Raw genomic sequence first — 17,697 nt, forward strand, 5'->3', positions numbered from 1 at the left:
AACGAGGAGGTGATACGATGGATGCACAGAAATTAGGATTATTTATAGCATCCATTCGGAAAGAAAGGGGGATGACACAGTCAGAGCTTGCTGCAAAACTGTTTGTATCGGATAAAACCATTAGCAAGTGGGAACGAGGAGCTGGATTTCCAGATATTAAAAATATTGAACCGCTTGCAAAGGCACTAGACGTATCCTTGGTCGAATTAATACAGGGAGAACGTAATACAGGCGAGTTCATCAGTACACAGGTGGCTGAAAAGATGATTGCTGATACAATCACAATTCGTACGTCCAGCAATCACATAGAGCAAGTAGTGGGGAGAATTTTCCTGGCAATTATTCTGTGTGCGGCCATATTTGTACTGCTGGTGCTACTGCAATACGGAAGAATTGTATTAATCTCCGTTACTAGCATTTTACTGGGATTGGCAGCGTGGTTCATTCCCGTCAGACTGATAATCTGCAAAAGAGAAGTCCGAGCAGCAGTTTATGTCTGGATTAGCATGGGTTTGGCTGCCATGTCGGTTGGAACACAGTTTTTTGATATCTATTGTAATGTCCAAGCACATGACTGGTCCGCAATAGAGGATACAATTTCTGCACTGTTGCTTGTAGTTGCACTATTTTTGGCAGTGAGCATTATCTTAAATGGCATTATGGTGTGGAAACATCGCAAATACTGATACTATATACAATAAACACTAGAGGGAGTACGCATTCTGTGTACTCCCTCTTTCTGTATCCAAAAGGAGGTTATACCATGACACGGAGACTGCTTGCACTTATGCTGTGCATTGTCACTTTATTAAACATTTGTACCGGCTTGGCCGCTGCATCTGATTCCGTTGAAGCTGCCCTAGGCGAGGTAGACATTTACAACGGCGGATATGAGTTGGGGTATCTATCCATCAACGGTGCAATAAGAAAACAGACTTACACCTATTTTAAGTACCAGGGAAATGACGGAACAATGAGAGAAGTTCCGGCATATTGTGTCAACCCAACGACAACTGGAGTTCCTAAAGTTGTTGAGCCTGGCCAAAGCGTAAAATATCTGGCCGAGGAAAAATCCAGTGATCCCAAGGTGGTGGGCATCATCTCTAACGGCTACCCCCACCGCAGCCTGGGCGAACTGAATTTGGATAACAAGTATCAGGCGTATTATGCCACTAAGATGGCTTTGTGGTGTTATCTGATCTCCAGCTGGAACATCAATAATTTGAAGGTCGCCCCCGGCCTCACCGGAGAGGAGCTGGATAGAGGAAATCGCATCCTGGCCGCCGCCAAGGACATTTATAAGCGCGGCACCACCTACAACTATATGCTCACACCCAAAATGACAGCTACCCCGGACCATTCTGTGGCCTATCCTGTCAGCGTCGAGGGTAAGGACTACTATCAGCAGGTATTTACGGCTTGGAGTGAGACATGGGTCTACGATTACGACATTTCTGTTTCCTTCCAGGACCCCGCCTCCGTTCCAAACGGAACCCGGATCGTCAATATGGACAACAAGGATGTGACTGCTGTTGCGGCAGAATGGACTGGTGATGGGTATGGCGCTCAATTCAAGGTGTTGTACCCTGCGGAATCCATTCAGAACCAAAGCGGCAGCGTCCAGCTCGCACTGTCTGCATCGGTGGCACAATATGCTGCTATGTATGCCGTCTGCCAGGAGAAAGACAAGTATGGTGAACTGCAAAATTATATCTGTGATTTGGACAACAATGTGCAACTGGATGTGGCGGCTATCAGCAATTATTACGACGGCCAGGACCCCGACCCGGACGAGACCGCGCTGAAAATCGTAAAGCTGGAGGAAGGCACAGAAATCCCCCTGGAGGGGGCTGTGTTCTCCGTCTATGACCCCGAGGGCCGCAAGGTTGGTTCTTTCTCCACTGGGCCGGACGGGACCGTGGTGATCCCCCTGACTCTTGAGGGCCACTATACGGTGACAGAGGAGATTCCGCCCCGGTATCATCTTCTCCCGGACGAGCGTACCCAGCACGCGGATGTGGAGTACAACAAAGTAGCGACCCTGACCTTCTGGAACGCACCCTATGGCTCCTTGCGCGTGGAAAAAAAGAGTAATACCGGCGATTTGCTTTCCGGTGTAACCATCCAGATCAAGCACCTGGAGAGCGGCCAGACCCGGAGCGGACAAACCACCACCGGAGGGTCCATCACCTTCGACCAGCTGGAGCCGGGCGCATGGGAAGTGCGTGAGCTGGCAGGAATCGAGGGCTGGAAGGCTGTGACCGATACCGTTCAGACGGTCAATGTGGTATCGGGCGAGGAATCTACCGCGACTATCATCAATGAAGAACTCCCAGGCTTGCGGATCATCAAGTATGACCGAAAAACGATGGAACTTATGCCGGATGTGGCCTTTGAGATCTTCCGGGATAATGTTTCCCTGGGCATCTTCCGTACCAATGAACAGGGCGAAATTCTCCTGGTGAACCAGCCCGAGGGCAGCTATCGGATCGAGGAACGAAACCCTGGAGACGATGAACACATTGTAGACCCCACCCCCCAATATGTGGAGCTGACCACGGGTATGGGCATTGTGGAACGGGTATTTTACAATGATCGCCTGCCCGGTATCCATCTTATCAAGGTAGACAGTGCGAACCTCAGCAAACCGATTGCCAATGTCAAATTCCGCATTGAGGCGGTGGACGGCTCCTGGGGACCGGAGGAGTATACGACTTCGGAGGATGGGACCATCGACCTCTCCAAACTCCCCGTGGGCGCTTATGTGGTGACTGAATTGGAGTGCCCAGGTTTTGTGATCGATGAACCCCAGCGGATCATCCATCTGGACGGAAATGAGACGGCCCAGTTCGTCTTTACCAACAGCAAACTGCCTTCTCTCCATCTCACGAAAATCAGTTCGGATGGCTCCGCCCTGGCTGGAGTGACATACAGCCTGACCCGGATTGGAGATGGCAGCCGATACATGGATCAGACCACTTCCAGCACAGGCACCATCATTTGGGAGGGCTTGCAGCCCGGAGTATATTCCCTGAAGGAAACCGATACAGTATCGGACCATATTCTGGACCCCAAGGAATATCATGTGGAATTGTTCCCCGGTAAGGACAGCACCATTGTTTTGGAAAACAACAGACGCCCAAATCTTACCATTTGGAAACGAGACGCAGACAGCGGCGCCCCCGTGGAGGGTGCGATTTTTCTGGTGAAAGGTGCAGACGGGCATAGTGTGGCGGAGGTGACCACCGGTCCGGACGGTTCTGCTAAGGTCCCCAATCTCCTGCCCATGGTCTATGAGGTAATCGAGAAGTCCGTTCCGTCACCTTATCTGCTGGACGCAGACCCCCAGCTTGTGACCCTCTACCCCAACCGGGACCGGGATGTATATTTTGAAAACCACAAGGCCCCGACTATCGAAATCATCAAGGAAAATTCCATCACCCATGAACGACTGGCAAATGTGCGCTTTCAGGTGTGGTATGCCAGCAACGATACGGAGACCGGCGAATACAACGACCTGGGCGTATTCACCACGGACGAGAACGGGCGCATTGAGCTGACCGGCCCGGCCAACGGCCTGCGCGACGGCTGGTTCCGGGTGAAAGAGCTGGAGCCGCCCACAGGGTTCTCTATCAAGGACAGCGATACCCAGGAGGCTTTCATCCCTGCCGGAAAGGGGCATACCTTCTTGTTTGAGAACACCCCCTTGTCCGCCCTGATCGTTTACAAGCAGGACAGCGTAAGTGGGGAAGGCTTGAGCGGCTGCCGTTTTCAGTTGAGCTATTTAGGCGGTGAGACCAGCGGCAGCGGCGGCACCGTGATCGGCACTTACACCACCTCGGCAAACGGGTCCTTCACCGTTACCGGGCTCAAGGCTGGTTATTACATCTGCGAGGAGCTGGAGAGCGACAGCGGCCATGTAATCGACGCCGCGCCCCAGTCCTTCTACATTTCCGGGAAAGACCAGGATATCGTGACTCTCTACTTTTCTAACGCCCCCAAGGGAGCTGTTCTGGTCAAGAAGGTATCGGCGGCAGATAACACGCCGCTCTCCGATGTGGAGTTCCTGGTGACAAAATCGGACGGCTCTGTGGTGGGCGACGCCAACGGCAAGTTCGTGACAGACAGCACCGGCACTTTCCTGGTGGAAGGGGTAGAACCTGGGACCACGCTGGTCATCAAGGAAACCCGAGCCAAGCCGGGCTATCTGCTGGACGATAGCCGGGGCAAGGCCCCTATGCCTCTCTTGACCGACTGGCGCAACGAGGTATTGAAACAGGTGGACCCGGAGGCCCGCGAAATCGCGCTGGCCGCCGAGCTTATTACCGAGGGCAGCTTGAATGTCTTTGCCCATCCCGGAAATGTTGATATGAATAGCCGGATCATCACACTGGACCTCTATGAAATGGGAGAACAGCTCCGTCCTACCGCCCTGGTGGTTACGCTAGAGGCCATCCAGAACCGTGTCATGGAAAACCGAAAACGCGGCAAGTACACCTGGGTGTTCCTGGACGAAGTGTATCTGTATTTCAAGTACCATTATTCCGGCGAGTTTCTGTACCGCGCCTGGAAACGGTTCAGAAAGTACGCAGGCATTATGACGGCGGCGACCCAGAATGTGGAGGAGTGCTTAAAGTCCGAAACGGCCCGGCTCATGCTGGCAAACTCTGAATTTCTCCTGCTATTCAATCAGGCGGCCACCGACCGGGCGGAGCTGGGCAAGCTCCTTCATATCTCCGATACACAGATGGGCTACATCACCAATGCGGAGCCCGGACACGGCCTTTTGAAGATGGGCGGCTCCCTGGTCCCATTCAACAACTCCATTCCCAAGGATACCGAGCTCTATCGGCTCATGTCCACCACACCGGGAGAAAACTGATATGGCGCTGGAAATCACGTCTCACCGTGAGACGCAAAACGAGCCGCCGCTGACCCTGGGCAGTTTGTTTGACGGGATTGGAGTATTTCCACTGGCGGCCAGCCGTCACGGGATCGTGCCGCTCTGGGCCAGCGAAATTGAAAAAGCCCCCATCTCCATCACCCGGCGGCATTTCCCGGAGATGGAGCACCTGGGGGATATAACAAAGATGGACGGCGGGCAGATCCCCGCCGTCCACATTCTTACCTTTGGCTCCCCGTGCCAAAACTTGTCTCAAATCGGAGACCGTTCCGGTTTGGCTGGAGCCAAATCAAGTCTGTTTCATCATGCAATCCGAATTATCAAAGAAATGAGGTGTGCCACTGGAGGTCAATTTCCAATTATCGCTCTTTGGGAAAACGTCATGGGAGCTCTTTCATCAAATGACCGGCTGGATTTTCTGGCCGTGCTCCGATCCTTCCAAGACGCCCCGTTTTCAGTTCCTCCCTCTGGTCGATGGGCAAATGCCGGAATGGTGCGAGGGAGATGTCCCGATCTGGCCTGGCGGCTTATGGACGCCCAATATTGGGCAAGCCCCCGCCTGGCACGACGGCAGCGTATCTTTCTCGTGGCAGATTTTGGAGGGCAGCGTGCTCACGAAATACTGTTTAAGCCCCGCCCAATGTTCCTACTTTCTGAAACTGGCCCAGCGGGCGGGTTGTCCGCCTCCGCCGGAAATCGAGGCCCTTTTCTTGAAACAGGGGGGCGCGTACCCATCCTCCGACCCTTTCAACTGTTCCGTATGCGGGGGGCATCCAAAAAGCAGGAACACGTCCAATTCCGAGACAGCTTTGGGTTTCCAACTGACCCTTTTCCCACTGTTTTAGCTGGGGTGGTCACGCCCTTTGCCTTCTGGTTTGAGGATGATCCTTTTGGGGGGTGCATCCGTTTCCCTACGGAACGGGAGACCGAGCGCATGATGGGATTGCCGGAGGGTTGGACGGAGTACGGCGCAGACGGCAAGCCCATCAGCTCCACTCAACGGTATCGTGCCCTAGGCAACTCTATTGCGCTACCCTGTGCCGATTATCTCATGGCGGGTATTGCGGAGGTGCTGGACAAAGATAAAGCCAGATATCATCGTGAGACGAAATAAAGGACTAAAAGAACCTCGTCCTGTTGACTGCGAGTTAATATGGAATAATATGTACTTATTTATAATTTATCGAGTTTTCTCCATTCGATAAATAAATAAATACACAAAACGGCAAAAGCGACTATGATAATGAAGTATAGAATTGGCGTTACAAACAGCCAAGTCATAACTCCAATCTGTGCAATAATATCAGTACATGGTTCTGCCTCTATCCACATGGAATACTGCCAAGCATAACCACAAATAAGCAAATGAAGTAAAAAAACAATGGTTGAATTCACAAATAGACGAACTGGACAACCAGTTTTTGTTTGTCGTTTCCCAAACACCATAAGCATACAGATGCAGTTATAGAGCATTAAAACAAATGTAAAAAAAAGAAAATAATCCATAAACTGAACTGGGTGACCAAATGAATTTATCATCTCGAATTTCATTAAATATAATCCTTTCTATACAGTAGATTAGGTTTTGAATGATTAACTATTAGGTTACAAATTATAACATATCCAGTTAAATGATGCAAAGGATAATACAAAAGCATTTAATACTTGACCAGAATTGTAGGCGATAGGGCAAGATAAACTAACAGGAAAAGAGTGACTTCCACAATCACTCTTTTCTTTATTCAAAGGGAGCAACCAACCATAACAAAAATGAAAAATATCCGAGATATCGTCTAGCAACATTGAATAGTCCAAAAGAAAGGGGTGGATCATGCCTAAGTTAAAAGAACGTAGTTCTGATAATAAAATCAAGCGCACTGGCAAAGAGTGGAAACCAAAAGGCCCCCTGCGGCAAATAACCGCCAAATTTCGCCGTAGGCTGGTGGAGCGTCAACGGGACAATAGCAGCACCGCAACACCTGACACCCAGGCGGCTGAACAGAGTGTTCAGGCGGGGATGGACGCTGTGGAAGAAGTGGGATACCGAGCCGAAAAGGCAGTTGATCGACTGCTGTACCCGGCGCACCGTCCCAAGGTCCGGAAGGAACAAATCAAAGAAAGCGGCCGCCATCCCAAGGAGAGAACAGATATGGTCCCATCTGCCAATGATACATTGAGAGATGGGAAAACCATTCATCCCAATACCCCGGACAGCTTACACAATGGATCACAGCTTACCCCGGAGACCCAGATGAAACAACAGACCATGGAGAAGTTGGAACGCTCCGTCAGAACCGATCATCCAAAGAACGGCCAATTCCGGGAAGTCCCTCATTATGGCGGTACTCCCCAAAATACATACACCACAAAAAAGGAACGCTCTCCCGGAAATCAATCCATCAATCCATCCATCAAGGAGCGCCCCCGGCGCTCCTCCGGGCCAAAAGAAAAGCCGCCCGGTGGGGCGTTTACACCCAAGACACGAAAAGCTATGGACAAATCCGCCCAGGTATCAACGAATGCGGTCAAAACAACTGCCCGAAAGACCGCAGGGACGCCCGCAGCCAAGCAAGTAATGGAGCGTGCTCGCCGGAAGGCACAGACCGCCGCCCAGCGGAGTATGCTGCAAAAATCCAAGCAGACGGCTAAGGCTGCCGCGGAACTTTCCAGAAAGGCCGCTGTTGCAGTGACAAAAGCGGTGGCAGCACTTGTCAGTGCGTTGGTATCTTTGGTAGGCGGCGTGGTTTTGGTAGCGGCGCTGGCAGTCATGGCCTTGATTGCGGCACTTCTGGCCTCTCCGTTTGGGATCTTCTTTTCCAATGAGCCATCCAGAGACGCCATTCCATTAAATGCAGGGATTGCGCAAATCAATGTTGAACTTGCGGACGAGCTGGAAACACTGCAAACGGGAGACTATGACAGCATTGACATACAGGGACAACCCCCGGCCTGGAAAGAGGTGGTGGCTGTCTTTGCTGTCAAAACCGCCGGAGGGGACGATGGTGTGGATGTAGCCGCGCTGACCCCAGATCGGATAGAGCGCCTGCGTGCTGTCTTTTGGGATATGTGTCAAATCACCGCAGAGACGGAGACGGTGGAAGGGGAGGACTCCACAGAAACGATCCTTCATATCACCATTACTCCCAAAACCGCCGATGATATGCGGACAGTCTATTCCTTCTCGGAGTTCCAAAACAAAACTTTGACCGAACTGCTGGAGGAGCTGGACAGCCTGAATGGACTGCTGGGGGATCTTGCTATCACCCAGGCCGACGCAGTGGAACTTCTGCAAAATCTCCCGGAGGATCTTTCCCCGGAACGCCGTGCGGTGGTGGAGACCGCCTGCAAGCTGGTGGGCAAGGTTAACTACTTTTGGGGCGGAAAATCCCTGGTTCTCGGCTGGGACTCCCGCTGGGGGCAGCTCTCCAAGGTGTGGGCGGACGGCAACTCCACCACCGGTACCTATCGGCCCTATGGGCTGGACTGTTCCGGTTTTGTGGACTGGACTTTCTATAATGTCAGCAACGGCGAATATGTTATCGGCCATGGCGGTGGTGCTCGTATGCAGCACACCTACTGTACCTCTATCTCCTGGGAGGAGGCCCAGCCCGGCGATCTGGTATTCTATCCAGAAGATACTCATGTCGGTATTGTGGGCGGCAGGGACGAAAACGGCAATCTGCTGATTGTCCACTGCGCAAGTGGAGCCAACAATGTGGTTATCACCGGCCTGGAGGGCTTTACCTCCATTGGGCGCCCCTTGTATTACGGGGAATAAAATAAATCTCACGGTGAGACGCAATTCCTGTCGGAATGAGGTCTCACCGTGAGTTTTTTTAATCTTCATATAATTTGAATACCGGAATTCCAGCACTTTCACAATCTTAAACATAGTTTCCATGGATGCGCCGAAAGCCTGTGTGGGGATTTCAATCTTTGTAGCAAATAACCAAGACTTACCTATTTATATGTGGTTGAAGTAAGGTTTACTTGACACGACATACAATTTACTGTATAACTATTGTGTCAGGTTGGCTTGACATACGAGGAGGCACTTTTTTGAAAAACAGACTGAAAGAAATGCGTGAGACCAAAAGGCTGACACAAAAAGAAGTAGGGGAAAAGGTAGGGGTTTCTCGACAAGCAATCAACGCCATTGAAACAGGAAAATTTGATCCTTCTATTTGGTTGGCGTATGATCTTGCGAAACTCTTTGATTTAAGTATAGAAGAATTATTTGATTTTGAAGGGGGGAAAAGAAAATGAAGCTACTGCAAAATCCGTATATCAACGCTGCCGTCATCACTATCATATCTGTTTTCTATGCAGCAATATTCATCATTACAAGCGGCCACGTTGAATTTCTAGGCATGCTTGATCACGGACAGACATTGAGCAGTGCATTTTGGAATGGCTGGACTGTATTTTTGAAACAAGGCAATCTCAAGTATATCGGCTATATTTATCTGCTTATCACACTCTGCATACTTGTGTTGTCGCTGATTCGGAAAAAGAAGTATGATGAATATCAAACCGGCATTTTAGCAACGAGTTTTATCGCAACAGGTATCGTACTTTTGCTGTTGTTTCCCACAGCCTTTTTCATGGTTCTGAACGATGCAAACTACGCAGTTGAGACGATATCGTTTCTTGTAGTTACTCATTGGTCTGTTTTTCTGCTCGTTAACCTAATTTATTTGATAAAGTGGTACAAGCAGTAAATATACAATAGATTACTTATTCTGCATGAATATTATATGATTTGGTAAAAAACGAAAGGAGTATTTTTATGATTGCATTTGAAGCCGAGGTGCCACTATTCCTCCTCGTCGGTTTTACTGTCGTAGCAATACTATCTTTTATTGCGTTATTAGTGCTCTTTATTCGTTCTCATAACCTGAACCTATTATTTTTTGTTGTACAACTGATATTTTTAATCCTGACATTTAAGTATTTATTTGGGCTTATTACTGTTCCAGATAATCATCCAATGTTGACGGAAGAATGTTCTTTACGGGTTGGACTTGCTGGAGTCTGCTGGGCTTGTAGTATGCTGTTTATGTTCATTGGAATATTTAGAATTGTTCGCAAAAAAAAGGATAATGCGGTATGAGGAAGCCAAGGCGAAGCTATCATCGTGCATATTTTGAACAGCTCAATCTGATACAAAGAATAATATTATAATTGCAAAAGCGGATGCTTTGCCTGATTTAGAACAACAAGGCTAGTATTAGTGTGGTCATTTCCGGCCAGGAAGGTTTTTCTCCAAAATTGATTTTGATTGTGTCTAAAGATCTGATCCAAGTGGAGTCTCATTATGAAAATCATACAAAATAGTGTCATAGGTTGCTTCTTTATTACCTGTTGGAGTTTATTGTGTAGCATTTGGAAAGGTAGTGTATTGAGGAAAATATTTGTACAATTTGGCCTTGCGTTGAGCCGTAACATAACTGGAAGCTGGTTTTGTCAATTAGTATGGCGTGAAGGGATTCTTCCAAAACGCTTGTCTAGCAGCATTACCTATCATGTCCTTATATTGATTGTTAATTTGCCAATAACGTTTGTTCAAAGAATTTACAAGATTGGAAGCAATTATTTTCGCAATAGTATTACCTTCCGTGTGGTTTCAGCAATAGGAGCCTCAAGTTATCTTTTGCTGGGCATTTTCATGCTTGTTATGCTCATTGTTCCTCATAGAAACTGGAATAACCTCTATGCCCTATGTATCATGATTTTAATTCTGCTACTGTTTCTTGTAGGTTCGATGGCAAGGCCAGATTGTCGGTTAGAACTCGCTACATTAGGTCCCTATTTTTTGTTATTTATGGGATTAGTTTTATATGGTTTTTTTAGTAGTTTAGGAACAGATTTTACTAACGGTTTTATGCAGGGGCTCAAAAACAGCCTTTCATTACGATTCTTAGTTTTCTATGTGATAGCTTTTCTTGTTACTATCATGTTAGTTAATACAATCCAAAGTACAAAACAGCTTCAGCTTATGCTAATTATCGTTTTGATTGGGCTAGTGATCGCCTCCCTTTATGGTTGTTATCAGGGCTGGCAGGGAGTTGAGGTCAATCCTTCACAACAAGATATGGCACTCAACCCTGGGATGCCTGGACGAGTATATTCCTTTTTTGATAACCCAAATGCCTTTGGAGAAATACTGGTTATGCTTATGCCCTTTACATTGGCATTGCTACTTAATTCCAAGACATGGATAGGCAGAACTCTAGTGTTTATTTCTATGGCAATTTGTTTTATCGCTATTGGCCTTACTTACTTTCGTACTGGTTGGGTTGGACTTGGCATGGCGGTAATGATATTTCTGGCAATGATGAATTGGAGATTTCTGCCTATTTTCTTTTTGGTGGGATTGCTTGCGCTACCTTTACTGCCTGAAAGTATAATGAATCGTATTCTTACGATTGGAAATTTTGAAGATAGCTCACTTCAGTACCGTTTTAGCATTTATGAAGAAACTGTCTATCTTATCCGCGACTATGGTATGCGAGGTATAGGGCTTGGCACTGACGTTATGACGGAGGTATTCCAACATTATCCGCCTATGTTTGATGGGAATTACCCTATCCATACTCATAATCATTATCTTCAAATATGGGTTGAGCTAGGTTTTGGGGGAGTAATTACTTTTCTTGCATCGGTGATATATCAGCTCAAAATAGGTGTAAAGACGTTCTACTCTAGCACCAATAAAGAAGCTAGGAATATTTTGGCTGCTGGTGTAGGCGCGCTCTGCGCTATTTCAGGAATTGGTATGCTGGAATATATATGGTTCTATCCTCGGGTAATGTTCGTGTACTTTTTCCTTTTTGGTGTAATTGCTACTGCTGCCAAATTGGCAAAGAGGGATATTAGATAACTAAGGAATTGAGGGATAGAAATGAAGTGCAATCCCTTTTAACCTAATTCATCACACAGGCAAATCGCCGCCTAATTACATATATGCCGTAACAAAGGCGCAGACAACCAACCGGTTGTCTGCGCCTCATTTATTTCTCGACAAGTTATCCGAGTATCCCCCGGAAAATTCTGGAAGATATTGGGATGGAGTGTCGAGGTATGGATATGATTTTTACACTGACCTATCCCGGCCCGGAAAAACCATTGAAAACTTAGAAAAATTTTTGCATTTTGGCGGAAAAAGATATTCCTGCCGCTCTCCTCCCGATTTTCGTTGACCATCCACGAATCAACGAAAATTAAAGGAGGAGCCAATATGTTTGACCGCAATAGTGACTATGCTCTGAATAAGAAGGACCCGGACGCCATCGTATGCAAAAGCGCCACCGGAATACATATCCGCCTGACCCGTGCCGACTTCTCCAGTGCGGAGGAGTTTGAAAAATGGAAACGCTGGTCTGATGAAAACTACCACGCGATTGAGAAAGCGGATCACCGGCACAGTAACCGGACAATTTCACTGGAAGGACTGGCTGAACTATCCTTTGCGGTGCTCTCTGCCGAAACGGAAGTCATGGATCAATACGACCAGGAGGAGCGGGCCCGCCTATGCCGCCTGTTGGCCGAGGGCCTGGATGCCTGCCTGACTGCGCCTCAACGCCGCCGTCTTTGGCTCTACTGTGTGGAGGGCCTGACCATAAAGGAAATTGCGGCGCAAGAGAAGGTCAAACACCAGAATATATCCAAGAGAATATTGGCAGCCAAAAAAATTCTAAAAAAATTTTTGGAAAGGTGGGTGCAGAACGGAACCAAAAACGGCGGTAAGTGAAGGACGAGTTTTATTCCTTCGATCTTTCTGACAACTGAATAGGACGAGCCAGTTACTTGCCGTATTCTGTTGAGCCAAACGCTGGGTGCGCCGGGATCTTCTGCCGGGAAAGGAGGTGACAGCTCCGGCAGAAAGGAGCGATCCACACCAGCAGCGTAACACGGTTTGGCAAAGCCGCAGGCCATGACACAAATACGGGATCATGCTACTTGCGTCGGCTATGCGTCACAGCGTAGGACGCCCCGCCCACGGGAATGGGGGGAGGTTTATTGCCTATGGAGCGGTTGCCACCCGCCGCTGGCTTGTCTATCCTTACTTGCACCTATCAATGGACACTCCGAATGATATGGCTTTTTGCGTCTCACCGTGAGACGCAAAAGATGGGAGAAGAATATGAAACCTTTGGAGACAAAACAATTTCCGAGTGAAGTAATCACGATTGATGGCTGCACTGTAATTATGCGGTATGCAGAAAAGCCTGTCCCCGGTGTAATGGACAAGGTGAAAGGCACCCTTGTAAATCAGAACTTTCTTGACAAAAAATACTCTATTTCTTGCAAAAACGACTAAAAAATGCTATAATAATAGTGTGAAGTGTACCTTGACAAATAGATAGAGAAATAGAGAAAACAAGGATACATACACTGTTCCCATAGCGAATGAGGTGTATGTTATGGAAAATGTAGTGCGAGTCGATTGCCTTTATCGTGTATCTACGGTAGGACAGGTTGAGAAAAACGACATTCCTATGCAGAGAGAGTTTTGCCGGGCTTTTATTGCAGAACACCCTAATTGGAAACTTGAAAAGGAAGTATACGAGAAAGGCGTTTCCGGCTTTAAGAAATCTGCAAAAGAAAGAGACGCCATCCAGGAGCTTCAGCGTGACGCGGTAGAGGGAAAGTTTGATATTCTTTTGGTCTATATGTTTGACCGCCTGGGCCGCAAGGATGATGAAACTCCGTTCATTGTTGAGTGGTTTGTGCGAAATGGAATTGAAGTTTGGAGTGCAACAGAGGGACAGCAGCGGTTTGACAATCATGTAGATAAGCTGTTGAACTACATACGCTACTGGCAAGCGTCGGGTGAGAGTATCAAGACTTCTGTACGCACCAAGACCCGGCTGGAGCAGCTTACAGAGAGCGGCTTTTATACTGGCGGCTCTATTGCGTATGGCTATCGCCTGGATAAGCGAGGCCGTACCAATAAGCGGAACAAAGAAGTCTTTGATTTGGCGGTAGACGAAGATGCCGCGAAAATCATTCAACTGATTTTTCACAAGTATGTGAACGAGGGATATGGTGCCCAGCGTCTTTCCCGATATCTGGAAGAAAAGAAAATCCGCAAGCCTAACGGAAAGAACTTTCCGAATACCTCCATCAACCGTATCATTAAGAACCCTATCTATACGGGAGTAATACGGAATGGGGATGCACAGTCGGCATTTATTCCAGAATTACAGATTATAGACCAGGAGACCTTTGACCGGGCACAGAAAATCATGTCTGACAGAACGACACACCATGCAGAAACCCCATTGAACCTGAAAGGACAATCTCTCCTGGTAGGGAATATTTTTTGCGGCCATTGTAAAAATCGGCTGACTTTAACCACTGGAGGCAGAAACCGGGTGCGAAAGGACGGAAGTATTTACCATGATGTTCGCGCCAGGTATCAGTGTCACTATAATGTCCGTCATCCGGGAGAATGTGATGGACAGTCAGGCTATGGAGTAAAGAAATTGGATGGGATTATAGACCGGATCGTGCGCTATCAGCTTTCTAAAATCAGTGCCGCGTCCGGGGAAGATATTGTTGCGAAACAGAACCAGAAAGCCATCGAATTGGCAAAAGCAAGACACCATCTGGCAACGGTGCAGTTAGCAGAAAAGCAAAGAGAACTGGTTGATTACCAAAACGAAGGAATCAAGGTCATTCGCGGGCAGAGCAAGTTTGATATGGAGTTTCTGAACGAACTTGTCAGCAAGGCGAAGGCCGAGGTAACAGAGCTTGAGGCCGCGGTGGAGGCAGCGAGGGAAGAACTGGACATTCATCTTGCGAACGCTGATGTAGAGCGGAAAGAGTATGAGAAGATAAAGACCTGGGCTGACCTCTATGACAACTGTAACTTTGCTGCCAAGAAGATGATTATTTCCCAGTTTATCAAATCTGTTTATGTCTATCGAGATTACACACTGGAGATTGAATTTAATGTCTCCTTTGAGGAGTTCCGCACAATGGCAACAGAGTGCCAGGATCAGGGAACAAGTGAGCAGCCTTTGGTATATATCACGGCATAAAAAAGACAGGCTTGCACGAACAAGCCTGTCTTTGGTGGACCCAAAGGGATTCGAACCCTCGACCTCTCGGATGCGAACCGAACGCTCTCCCAACTGAGCTATGGGCCCATATATCTGCCACGGTTGACTGTCAAGCGAGCTACCGGATCAAATATATGATGGTATGAAGTTTTAATAAAAGGGGATGCGAACCGAATGGGAGCCATGTGAGCCACCGGCCCAAAAGAGGGGGCATATAACTGGCCCGCGTGCGCTCCCAACTGCGCTACAGGCCCATATTTAGTTATTTTGTATATTTTAGCTTGATTTGTTTGTGCAGTTTGCTGTTCTAACCGGGCCCGTGTTATGTTGCGCTGGCTCTCCCAGCTGAGCTATAGGCCCAAATCAACAGTTCCAAAAGCGGAACAGAAGAATAAAGCAATATGAAATTGTAGATGTGGCAGAAAACCGAACCCTTTGCGCTCCCAGCTGAGCTATAGGCCCGTATATAAAAATTTTGCAGGCGCAACGCCCAACACTCAAGTATTATAGCATAATTCGGACGGTTGTAAAGAGGTTTTTCAAAAAAAGTGAAAAGTGATATTGATAAATCGCCGGAAATGATGTATGATATCAAATACAGCCTTCCAGCGGACGGCGCTGACGCGTCCGGTCCGAGGCAAGGCCGCACTAGTCGGGGAGTTAGCGGTGCCCTGTACCTGCAACCCGCTACAGCAGGGATGAATCCCGGCCCCCGGATCTGCGTTGTGTCGTCTGACCCTGGTAAGTAGTGATGATGGATCGGTCCCGCGCAAGGTTGCACCGTGAACCGTGTCAGGCGGGGAACCGAGCAGCACTAAGCGGACCGTGATCTGTGCCGCGGGGGTCCCGCTCCTGAGCCGGCTGCCGGGGTAACGGACATAGCGCTGATTCCAAAGGCCGGTGTGCGGTCTTGCCATGAGCCGGACAATTAAGGGAGGGGTGAAGCGACGCGGCTTTCCGCATCCTCCGCCCCTCCTTTTTCATTTTTATGGCGAGGTGACCGGTGTGTATCAGGCACTGTACCGAAAATGGCGGCCCCGTACCTTTGATGACGTGGTGGGGCAGGCCCATATCACCGATACATTGAAGCGGCAGGTGGAGACCGGACGGCTCTCCCATGCGTATTTATTTACTGGTACCCGGGGGACCGGCAAGACCACCTGCGCCAAGATCCTGTCCCGGGCGGTCAACTGCGAGCACCCGGTGAACGGCAACCCCTGCAATCAATGCCCCTCCTGTCTGGGGATCGAAAACGGCTCCATTCTGGATGTGCTGGAGCTGGACGCCGCCTCCAACAACGGTGTGGACCAGGTCCGCGCTCTGCGGGATGAGGCGGTCTATACTCCGGCGGCGGTGCGCAAGCGGGTATACATCGTGGACGAGGTCCACATGCTCTCCACGGCGGCCTTCAACGCCCTGCTGAAGATTTTGGAGGAGCCTCCCGCTCATCTGATGTTCATTCTGGCCACCACCGAGCTCCACAAGGTGCCGGCCACCATCAAGTCCCGGTGCCAGCAGTTTGCCTTCAAGCGGATTCTGCCGGGGGATATTGCCGCCCGGCTGGCCTATGTGGCCCGCCAGGAGGGCCTGGAGCTGAGAGGGGAGGGGGCCGAGCTGCTGGCCCGGCTGGCCGACGGCGGCCTGCGGGATGCCCTGTCCCTGCTGGATCAGTGCGCCATTCCGGACGGCCCCATCGGCGCCCAGGAGGTGCTGGACGCCCTGGGCTTGGCGGGCAACCTGGAGACCGCCCGGCTGATGGAGCAGATCGGGGCGGGGGATACCGCCGCCGCTCTGGAGACCCTGGCCCGTCTGTACAGCGCGGGCAAGGAAGTGGGCAGTCTGCTGGGCGAGCTGTCCGCCCTGGCCCGGGACCTGCTGGTGAGGAAGACCGCGCCCAAGGGTGGTGCGGCCCTGCTGACCGGCGGCTATGACGAGAACACCATGCGCAAGCTGTCCAATCTGTTCCAGACACCCCGGCTGGCCCAGATGCTGGGTGTGCTTCAGACCACCATTGCGGATCTCTCCCGCAGCGGCAACCGCCGTACCGACGCGGAGCTCTGCCTGATCCGGCTGTGCGACCCGGTGCTGGATGAGAGTCTGGCCGGGCTCAATGCCAGACTGGCCCGGGTGGAGGAATTGCTGGCCGGCGGTATCCCCACCGCCTGTGCCGTACCGCCCGTGCCCCAGAAGCGGGCCCAGGAGCCGGTACCGGCGCAGCAGAAGCAGCAGACGGCGGACACGCCGCCCTGGGAGGAGGAACGGCCTCCGTTACCGGAGGAGCCGGGAGAGCCGGTGGGCTATGAAATGGAGCCTGCGCCCGAGCGGAAGTCTCCGGCACGGGAAGCGCCTGCCCCCGCGCCTGCCGCAGCCCCGGCGGCCGATCTGTGGCCCGGCCTGGTGGCGGGACTGCGCAGCCGGTTCCCGGCGGTGTACCCCTTCCTCAGCAACCCCGCGGCAGTGCAGGGCGTGCTGGATGAGAGTACGCTGACCCTGTGGGTGGACACGGAGTTCACCAAGAGCATGGTGGGCACGGCGGCGCTGCTGTCGGCTTTGGAGCAGATGGCTGCCGCTCAGACAGGCAGCCCGGTGCGCTGCGTGGTCAAGGTGGGGGCTCCGCCCAAGGCGGCGAAGGGTACAAAGGTCCCTGCCGAGCACGACAATTTAGACGATCTGCTGGCCATGGGTCAGCAGTTTGACAACATTATTATTCAGGAATAAAAGGAG

The 17,697-nt window shown here is 50.1% G+C and carries 12 protein-coding genes, 1 tRNA gene and 1 other RNA gene; 12 read left to right on the forward strand and 2 right to left on the reverse strand.

The features are described from left to right. Positions 1–17: 17 nt before the first annotated feature. The 3 genes from B5G34_RS11795 (at position 18) to B5G34_RS11805 (ending at position 6,017) form a co-directional block, all read left to right on the forward strand. Entirely contained in the window at positions 18–686 is a 669-nt protein-coding gene (locus B5G34_RS11795; protein WP_087337592.1) for a helix-turn-helix transcriptional regulator, read from the forward strand. A 77-nt stretch (positions 687–763) separates the two neighbouring features. Then, complete coding sequence (locus B5G34_RS11800; protein ID WP_087337595.1) at positions 764–4,882, forward strand: SpaA isopeptide-forming pilin-related protein; 4,119 nt, start codon at positions 764–766, stop codon at positions 4,880–4,882. A 1-nt stretch (position 4,883) separates the two neighbouring features. Further along, positions 4,884–6,017, forward strand: coding sequence for a DNA cytosine methyltransferase (locus tag B5G34_RS11805; RefSeq protein WP_087337598.1), 1,134 nt, complete (start codon positions 4,884–4,886; stop codon positions 6,015–6,017). A gap of 59 nt (positions 6,018–6,076) precedes the next feature. On the opposite strand, the gene B5G34_RS11810 is transcribed toward B5G34_RS11805, so the two are convergent. Beyond that, positions 6,077–6,454: a hypothetical protein gene (locus tag B5G34_RS11810; protein WP_087331030.1), complete on the reverse strand. Its 378-nt coding sequence runs from the start codon at positions 6,452–6,454 to the stop codon at positions 6,077–6,079. A gap of 280 nt (positions 6,455–6,734) precedes the next feature. Between B5G34_RS11810 and B5G34_RS19180 the strand changes: the two genes are divergently transcribed. The 7 genes from B5G34_RS19180 (at position 6,735) to B5G34_RS11845 (ending at position 14,952) form a co-directional block, all read left to right on the forward strand. Beyond that, positions 6,735–8,681: an NlpC/P60 family protein gene (locus B5G34_RS19180; protein WP_242957009.1), complete on the forward strand. Its 1,947-nt coding sequence runs from the start codon at positions 6,735–6,737 to the stop codon at positions 8,679–8,681. Between the two features lie 281 nt (positions 8,682–8,962). Beyond that, positions 8,963–9,169, forward strand: coding sequence for a helix-turn-helix transcriptional regulator (locus B5G34_RS11820; RefSeq protein ID WP_087331027.1), 207 nt, complete (start codon positions 8,963–8,965; stop codon positions 9,167–9,169). Further along, positions 9,166–9,624 (forward strand): hypothetical protein, encoded by a 459-nt coding sequence (locus B5G34_RS11825; RefSeq protein WP_087337601.1) that lies wholly within the window; start codon positions 9,166–9,168, stop codon positions 9,622–9,624. Before B5G34_RS11820 ends, B5G34_RS11825 begins: the two co-directional genes overlap by 4 nt. Before the next feature lie 68 nt (positions 9,625–9,692). Beyond that, positions 9,693–10,016, forward strand: a complete 324-nt coding sequence (locus B5G34_RS11830; RefSeq protein WP_087331023.1) for a hypothetical protein — start codon at positions 9,693–9,695, stop codon at positions 10,014–10,016. A gap of 204 nt (positions 10,017–10,220) precedes the next feature. Further along, complete coding sequence (locus tag B5G34_RS11835) at positions 10,221–11,786, forward strand: O-antigen ligase family protein (protein WP_087337604.1); 1,566 nt, start codon at positions 10,221–10,223, stop codon at positions 11,784–11,786. A 357-nt stretch (positions 11,787–12,143) separates the two neighbouring features. Continuing rightward, positions 12,144–12,656, forward strand: coding sequence for a sigma-70 family RNA polymerase sigma factor (locus B5G34_RS11840; protein WP_087187193.1), 513 nt, complete (start codon positions 12,144–12,146; stop codon positions 12,654–12,656). Between the two features lie 673 nt (positions 12,657–13,329). Beyond that, positions 13,330–14,952, forward strand: coding sequence for a recombinase family protein (locus B5G34_RS11845; protein WP_087331019.1), 1,623 nt, complete (start codon positions 13,330–13,332; stop codon positions 14,950–14,952). A gap of 32 nt (positions 14,953–14,984) precedes the next feature. Here the strand turns inward: B5G34_RS11845 and B5G34_RS11850 are convergent. Further along, positions 14,985–15,060 (reverse strand) — tRNA-Ala (locus tag B5G34_RS11850). Positions 15,061–15,616: 556 nt separating this feature from the next. Between B5G34_RS11850 and ffs the strand changes: the two genes are divergently transcribed. Beyond that, positions 15,617–15,881, forward strand: an RNA gene (ffs, locus tag B5G34_RS11855) — signal recognition particle sRNA large type. A gap of 97 nt (positions 15,882–15,978) precedes the next feature. Further along, complete coding sequence (dnaX, locus tag B5G34_RS11860) at positions 15,979–17,691, forward strand: DNA polymerase III subunit gamma/tau (protein ID WP_087337606.1); 1,713 nt, start codon at positions 15,979–15,981, stop codon at positions 17,689–17,691. Positions 17,692–17,697: the final 6 nt, after the last annotated feature.

It is taken from the genome of Flavonifractor sp. An82, assembly GCF_002159265.1.
In the GTDB taxonomy this organism is placed as follows: Bacteria; Bacillota; Clostridia; order Oscillospirales; family Oscillospiraceae; genus Flavonifractor.